Here is a 7,488-nt window from a genome sequence, read left to right on the forward strand (position 1 = left end):
TAGTTGGGAACGTCCACCGAAGACTCGGAGCGCATCACGAAGCTGTCCTCGCCTCCGGCAAAATCCACGAATATCTCGTAGCGTTCCGGGTCACAACGGAAGAGGCGCTCGTTCTCGCCGGTCTCCAGGGAGCGCAGGTCGAGGAACGGCCGGTCGCCTTCCTTGGTGGCACCGCTGCCCGAGAAGTAGACCGCGTCACCCTTCTGGTGCAGCACACGCTCGCCGTTGGGTAGGGCGCGAGTCAGGGGGGAGCCGGGTGAGTTGTATCGGTCACTTTCGTTGAGGTCGAACCACAGCCGTGAGGTTCCCTTATCGACATCCAGGAGCCAGGTGTAGCGCCAGCGTTTGATGCGCTCGCGTTGGGTGAGCATCAGTGTGCCGCCCTCGGCGCCCCACCGGAGTTGCGAGGTGAGGATGCGGTGCTCGGCCCTGAAGACCTGCTCAGGTTCGCCGGTGAAAGGTGCGTCGAGCCGCATGAGTCGGTCGCGGTGATCGGCCTCGGCGACCGGGTTACCGCCGTCCAGAGCCTCGACCCAGAACAGCTCGTGCGGCGCGGTGGCACGCCACGATGCAGAGCGCGGTCCGAGCGGCACGCCGTGGATGGGCACCTCGTCGGCCAGGGGCAGGGAGGCGACGGTAGCCACCTTCTTGCCGGTGGCGTCCCACACCTCCACCTCGCTGGCGAAGCGCCACCAGGGCACCGCGTGGGACCAGGGACCCACCAGGTACTCGACGAGCAGGTACTCGCCGTCGGGCGAGAAATCGGCGGTGGTATAGGCGGCGGGTTTTCCGAGGATCTCGAGCGTGCCGGCATTTGGCTCCACCACCGCCAGCTCGGAGGTCATGTAGTAGGAGAAGAGGGCGTCGTCGTGGGCGGTCTCGAGCAGGTTGCGCGACTCGTAGGTGGAACGGCTCTTGGCGCCTTTGCCCTCCTGGATCTCCGGGCCGGCGGGAATCGGTGGCGGCTCGGGCGGCGCGCCCCGATCCGGCACGCGAAGGACCAGCAGGTGCTTCTGGTCCGGCGTCCAAACCACCCCGGTGCCGAGCAGCGGGTTGACGGCCACGCGGTCGATTTTCTTCAGATCGCCGGCGATCGAGCCGACCCACAGGCCCAGGTGGTCGGCCTCCCTGACGGTGAGGGCGAAGTGGGTGCCGTCGGCGGTCCAGTCGACGCCGAGGACCTCGAGATCTTCCGGCAGCGGGAGAGCCTTTTCAGCGCCTCCCTCGACCGTAACGAGGCGAGGAGAGGTGGCGCCGTGCCGCCCGTGGTAGTAATTGACGGTCGGGTTGACCCGGATGCCGGCCAGCTTGTGCATGGGCCCGGCCATCTCGGCCAGCGGCGGGTAGAGCACCGGATCGGCCAGCAGCAGGTGCTCACCCGTGAGCGACGTCCACACCCACGGCAGCTGGGGCGCGTACAGGACCTCCATGATCTCCCGGGGCGGCGATTGCCATCCCTCTGTCGGCTGGGTCGGGATGTCGGTGGCGATGGCGACGGGAATGAACATCAATATCGCGACGACGAACGTGCTCACGACTCGGTACATGGCTCGCCTCCTCGGGTCAGGGTGGGCCGTTCGGATCGACCAGCAACGGCGCCGTTCTCGGGACGGTGGTCGACGGATCTTCGGCAATTTCAACTGACCACGTCAACCTATCCCGGACTCGAGGAGAGAGTCAACGGGTTTCGTGAGAAATTCGGCTCAGGAACGAGAAGCCGATGAGTTTCTCGAAGAACTCGCGGAGGCGCCCGCGTCGGTACCCTCTGCTGCCGTTGTTTGATCACCGATCGCGGCTCTAGTCATGCGGTGCCTCCCCCCAGTGAGAAAAAAATACTTGACAGTACGACAAATATAATTTACTTTATGTAAAGTATTTTTGACCTGGGTGTTGGGGTGTGCCGCATGAAGAAGGTCATCCAGAATCAGATCCGCAGGCTGCGCTTCGAAAACGGTGAGATGACGCAGCGGGAGCTGGCCCGTCGGTCGGGCTGCACCCGGCAGACGATTCATGCCATCGAAGCGGCCAAGTACGGGCCCTCTCTGGAGCTCGCATTCAAGATTGCCGAGGTCTTTGGGGTCGGTATCGAAGAGGTATTTCAGTTCGAGGATTTCTCGAAAGCAGAGACCGAGTTCCACGAATGAACGCGAAGACCCTTGTGTATCCGTTGCGGAGGTTGTCATGAACGAAATCAAAGTCCCAAGGATGCTGCTCGCAGGTGTGGTCATGTTCGTTGTGTGGATAGCGGTAGAGATCCTGGTGGAGCATGTTCTCGCTCAGGTCTTCTTCGGGCAGACCAGCGCGGAGATGTGGCTGGAGGCGATCGAAATGCCTCTTCTGAGCGGTCCGAATTACTGGATCAACAGCTTTGTTGCTGTTTTCAACTGCACGATCATGATCTGGCTCTATGCCTCGCTGCGTCCGATGTACGGCGTCGGGACGAAGGCGGCGCTCATCGCGTCCGCGTTTTTCATCGCCTGGCTGATCTCGTTGTTCGTCAATCTGGCCAACCTGGGTCTGATCCCTGCCCGGCTCGCATTCCTCGAGGCGTGCTTCGAATCGATCGAGCTTCCGATCGCGATGATTGCCGGTGCTGGAGTGTACGAGGGGAAACAGAAGGGCGATCGGGAAGCCGGATAGACCGGGGCTGACGGCCGGCGCACCGGTATGATGCGTGGATGGCGGCATTCAGTCGGATCGTTGTGCTTTTCACCGTTGCGGCTGCCTTGGCCTGCGGCGGCGCGCACGAGATCGAAAACGTCCTGCTGGTCAGCATCGACACCTGCCGGGCTGATGCGCTCGGGTGTTACGGGAGCGACACAGGCGCCACCCCGAATCTCGATGAATTTGCCGCCGGAGGAGTGCTCTTCGAGACTGCGATCTCGCCGGTGCCGATCACGATGCCGGCCCACAGCTCGCTCTTCACCGGGCTGAACCCCCAGCACCACGGCGTGCGCGGGAACCTCCGCCACCGTCTCGATCCCGGCCTCACGACACTGGCCGAGACCCTCGCCGAGAGGGTCGACAGCTCCGTCGGTGTTATCAGCTCGCGCGTTCTCGACCGCCGGTTTGGCATTGCGCAGGGATTCGACCACTGGGACGACGAATTGGTGGCGACGCGCCGCAGCATCTTCGGTGCCGAGCGGCGCGGTGGTGAGACGATGGACCGCGCCATAGGCTGGCTCGAATCGCACGCGGAAGGTTCCTTCTTCCTCTTCGTTCACCTCTACGATCCGCACGAGCCGTATGAGCCGCCGGAGCCCTGGGCCTCTCGGTTTGCCGACAATCCCTACCTCGGCGAGGTCGCCTATGCCGACGCCGAAATCGGTCGCCTGCTCGAGACGCTGCACGAGCTCGGCTTGGATGAGAGCACCGCGGTGGTGGTGGTTGGCGATCACGGTGAGCTACTCGGTGAGCACGGCGAGCTCACCCACACCTACTTCGTCTACCGCAACGCGGTTCGGGTGCCTCTCATCATGCGTGTCCCGGGCGTCGCCGGTGGCCGCCGAATTGCAGGCACGGTCGGCCTGGTGGACGTGATGCCGACCCTGCTCGGGCTCCTCAGGGTTTCTCCGGTGGAAGGGGATGGGCGCGATCTTTCCGGGCTGCTTCGGGGTGAAGTCGAAGGCGACCCCGAGCGCCCGATCTACTGCGAGAGCCTGACTCCGACCCGCTACGGCGCCAACCCGCTGCGCGCCGTCGCCACCTCGAGGCGGAGCTTCATTCGCACCAACCGCCCGGAGCTCTACGATCTGGTTCCGGATCCTGAAGAATCCGACAATCTGGTGGACGAGCGGCCGGACGAGGCCAGGCGGTGGGGAGCCGTGCTCGCCGGCATGATCTCGGAGGGCACGGCGGCCGACTCCGATCCGACGATCGACGTCGATCCGGTGGTTGCACACCAGCTGGCCGCCCTCGGCTACATGAGCAGCGCGATTGACACCGATGTCGACCTCGACCCCGAGCGCCCCGATCCCAAGGATTTCATCGCTCTCCACGTCGCTCACCAGCGCACCTTCCTGGCGATGGCCGCTGGTCGGTGGGACGAGGCAGAAGCGGAATGTCTCAAGGTCCTCGAGACCTCGCCCGACTTTTATGAGGCAGCCGGAAACCTGGCAAAGATCAAGGTCGGCCAGCGGCGCTGGGCCGAAAGCCTGCCGTTGCTCGACCGTGCCCTCGCGCTCAAGCCCGATCAGTACGAGATCGTGCACGACCAGGGACTGGCCCTGACCGAGCTTGGTGAGCTCGAGGAAGCAGCCGATGCGTTTCGCCGCGCGGTCGAGCTCGACCCGTCACCGCCGACCGGCGAGCTCAATTTGAGCAGGGCGCTTTTCAATCTTGGCAAGACCCGGGAAGCACTCGAGCTTGCCCGCTCGGTGGCAGAAAAGGCCTCGAATGACCCCGCGATGCTGCGATTGCTTGGTAGCCTGCTCCTCGATTTCGGCCAGGGCGAGCCGGCAGTGCCGGTGCTCGAGAATACCGTGATGCTCGACCCCGACGACCTCGAGACTCGCAACACGCTCGGTCTTCTACTGGCAAGCTCTGGTGATTTCGATGCCGCCCGCACTCAGTTCGAGATGATGCTCGAATACGATCCCGGCCACGCCGGCGCTCACCTCAACCTCGGGATGATCGCTCTCCAGCAGGGCCGGGACATGGAGGCCCTCAGGGCGGCTGCGACCCACTTTTCCGAGGCCGTGCGGCTCGATCCGAACCTGCCTGCCGGCCATCTCAACCTCGCGATTACCTACATCGAACAGGGCCGAACCGGTGAGGCAATGGCCAGCCTGCGGCGTTCACTCGAATTGGAGCCGAACCAGCCCGCCGCCCTCGATCAGCTGGCGTGGCTGCTGATCGACGCCGGCGATCCCCGCCTTCGCGACCCAGCCGAGGCGGTCGAGCTGGCCGAGCGCGCTTGCGCGCTGACCCGTTTCCAGGAACCGTCGCTGCTCTCGACATTGGCCACGGCGCACGCAGCTTCAGGCAATACAAAGCAGGCAGCGGCGGTCGCTCGCCGGGTCGGCGAGATCGCGCGTTTCCAGAACAGGCCAGAGCTCGTCCGGCAGCTCGAACACGATCTCGCCACCCACGCGGCGGCCCCCGAGACTGATTGAGGTCAGGTCGAGGTCCAGGCTTCCAGGCGCTCTTCCAGCTCGCGTTTGAGCTGATCCTTGGCCGGTTGCGCCTGCCGATAGATCTCGTCGGCGCGGTAGAACTGCAGCGTTCGAAAATCTTTCAGCATGGGCTTGAGATATATGTCGGGGTGGCGGGCCTCGAGCTCGCGTCGCACGATCGCCTGCTGCATGATCTGGATCGACCCGAAGAGGTTGCTGAAGTAGCCGGGGACCGAACCGTGCTCGGCCGGGCTGCCGCTGTTGATGTCCACCGCGATGACGATGTCGCAGGTGCCGGTCAGAATGTCGAACGGCACCGGATTCACCGTGCCGCCGTCGATCAACACGCGCCCGTCGAGCTCGACCGGAGGAAAGACCCCGGGTAGGGCAAAGCTGGCCTGGATGGCCGGGTGCAGCGGCCCCGAGTCGATGACGACAGCCTGATGTTCCCAAAAATCGGTAGCCACCACGGCGAACGGAATGGCGAGGTCTTCGAAGGTCTCGCATGGCGCTTCCCGACACAGGGTGTCCATGATCGATTCGCTTTTGAGAAGGCCGCTGCCGCGAATGGTGGGGTCGATCATGTCCAACCATTTGGAGAGCTTCTTGTCGGAAAACACGCCCCGCACGGTGTCCTGCTTCGTGATCGCCAGCTGTTCGATTCGGTCCCTGAGTTCGACCGCCGACAGCCCGGAGGCGTACAGTGCGCCGAATACCGCGCCGATGCTGCAGCCCGCGATGCGATGGGGAGTGACACCGAGCTCGTCGAGAGCTTCCAGCATCGGAATGTGAGCGACCCCCTTGGCCCCGCCCGCACCGAGGGCGATCCCGACCGTCGGTGTCGTGTTGGGGGCGCGAGCGTTTTGGTCATCCGGGTTTCGTACCATGACCTTTTCCCTTCGCAACGGGCATCATAACGCTTCCGAATTCAAAGCACGAAAAAGGGCCGCCGACGGCGACCCTCGCATTCGTGTCAGAGGATCGAGGTCAGTGACCGACGACCTTGATGGTGGCGCGGCCGGAAAGAGACGAGCTTGCGGCCTTGCAGGACACGTCGACACTGGCCAGGGCCTTCGGACCGCCCTTGATCTCGATCGCCTCGCTCATTCCGCCAGGCTTGACGTCCATCTCGGTCTCGGTCATCTGGGCGGATCCGTCAGCGAAGTTGAGCTTGACGCTTTCGAAGCGGGTCCAATCGCCGGCCACCTTGAATTTGATCTCACTCACCTCTGCGTTTTTGGTCTTGATCGATAGCTCCTCCGATCCGTTGCTGAAAACCACGGCCTTGGATCCGAGCTTCTGCCAGTCCGCGGCGTTGCCAAGGGTCGAGCTCCCCACAGCCAAAACGACAACCGACACGATCACTGCAAAACGCAAAACGTTTCTCATATTTCATTCTCCCTTTTTAATGCCTTCCCGCTCGATGCATCTGTTCCGGGCGAGCGGGATCGAGTATTTGCTTGTCACCCGTTCTTACGAAAAACAGGCCATTTTGTTCCGGTCTTTTCGGCGGCCGGAGAGCCTTGCAGCTGATGTTCTGGCGAGGGGGGCGCTCGATCCGCAGCCAATCAGGCACTTAGACCCAGGTGAGAGTGAGGCTCGCCTGGTAGGTTTGATCACGCCTGGAGTTTCGCCGGTTCAGTGACTCCCGGCGAACTGGAGCTTCCAGCCGGCGACCGCAGCCGGATCGTAATCCGCGCAGCGGATGGATGCGCGGAAGGCGCGCTCCTGTCCCGCACGCAGCTGATTGACTGAGATCGTGTCGACACAGATGAGCTCGCCTTCGTTGTCGTAGAGACTGATATCGAAGCTCGCGACGTTGTGTGAGACCCCCGAGTTGTTGACCACCACACCCATCACATCGACCCAGCCGCCGTCCGCCGCAGCGTGCTTCAGGCGGCCCTTGAGCTCGAACTCTGCGGGCTCACCAGCCGGTTCGGGCGCGCTCGTGACCGCTGCTCCGCCAATCGCGGCCGGAACCGCGATCGGGACCGGGTCGGCGGGCTGGGTGCCGGGCGTCTGCGCGGGCGCCGGCGTGCAGCCATCAGCAGCGGCGACGGCAAGGGCAACGTAGCCCTCCTTGATGACCTGGGCGAACCCCGTGATCTCGTCACTCGACCACTCGAGCCTGCGCTCGTCTCCGACTCCTCGGATTCCAGTGATTTCGGCCATCAGGTCGTCCACCTGGTCGAGAACCTGGCCCTCTTTCGAGTGGAGCAGGATGACCAGGTTGCCGTGGCGACCGACCTCGGCGCTCTCCAGAGACAGAGGTGAGTCCGGCGGCAGGATGACCCCCGTGTCGATTCTCTCGGTGCAGAGCTCGACGCCGAGGAAGTCTACGGCCGCTCCCGGGGCTGCGGTCAAGCAGATCAAT

General features: G+C 63.7%; 7 protein-coding genes. 3 read left to right on the forward strand and 4 right to left on the reverse strand.

What is annotated here, in order from left to right:
* Positions 1–1,547, reverse strand: a 1,547-nt coding sequence (locus LJE93_17525) for a S9 family peptidase (protein ID MCG6950719.1), incomplete at its 3' end; no start/stop codon positions are given.
* A gap of 357 nt (positions 1,548–1,904) precedes the next feature.
* Between LJE93_17525 and LJE93_17530 the strand changes: the two genes are divergently transcribed.
* Genes LJE93_17530 through LJE93_17540 form a run of 3 tightly spaced genes read left to right on the forward strand, consistent with a single transcriptional unit; the run spans position 1,905 to position 5,114 of the window.
* Positions 1,905–2,144, forward strand: coding sequence for a helix-turn-helix transcriptional regulator (locus LJE93_17530; GenBank protein ID MCG6950720.1), 240 nt, complete (start codon positions 1,905–1,907; stop codon positions 2,142–2,144).
* Between the two features lie 37 nt (positions 2,145–2,181).
* Positions 2,182–2,640 carry a hypothetical protein gene (locus LJE93_17535; GenBank protein ID MCG6950721.1) on the forward strand — a complete coding sequence of 153 codons (459 nt, stop codon included), beginning with the start codon at positions 2,182–2,184 and terminating at the stop codon, positions 2,638–2,640.
* Positions 2,641–2,678: 38 nt separating this feature from the next.
* Positions 2,679–5,114: a sulfatase-like hydrolase/transferase gene (locus LJE93_17540; GenBank protein MCG6950722.1), complete on the forward strand. Its 2,436-nt coding sequence runs from the start codon at positions 2,679–2,681 to the stop codon at positions 5,112–5,114.
* A gap of 2 nt (positions 5,115–5,116) precedes the next feature.
* On the opposite strand, the gene LJE93_17545 is transcribed toward LJE93_17540, so the two are convergent.
* The 3 genes from LJE93_17545 to LJE93_17555 all read right to left on the reverse strand — a co-directional run.
* Positions 5,117–6,001 carry a patatin-like phospholipase family protein gene (locus LJE93_17545; protein MCG6950723.1) on the reverse strand — a complete coding sequence of 295 codons (885 nt, stop codon included), beginning with the start codon at positions 5,999–6,001 and terminating at the stop codon, positions 5,117–5,119.
* Between the two features lie 100 nt (positions 6,002–6,101).
* Positions 6,102–6,503, reverse strand: coding sequence for a hypothetical protein (locus LJE93_17550; protein ID MCG6950724.1), 402 nt, complete (start codon positions 6,501–6,503; stop codon positions 6,102–6,104).
* Positions 6,504–6,752: 249 nt separating this feature from the next.
* On the reverse strand, positions 6,753–7,488 hold a 736-nt coding region (locus LJE93_17555), incomplete at its 5' end, for an FxLYD domain-containing protein (protein ID MCG6950725.1).

It is taken from the genome of Acidobacteriota bacterium, from assembly GCA_022340665.1.
Taxonomy (GTDB): domain Bacteria; phylum Acidobacteriota; class Thermoanaerobaculia; order Thermoanaerobaculales; family Sulfomarinibacteraceae; genus Sulfomarinibacter.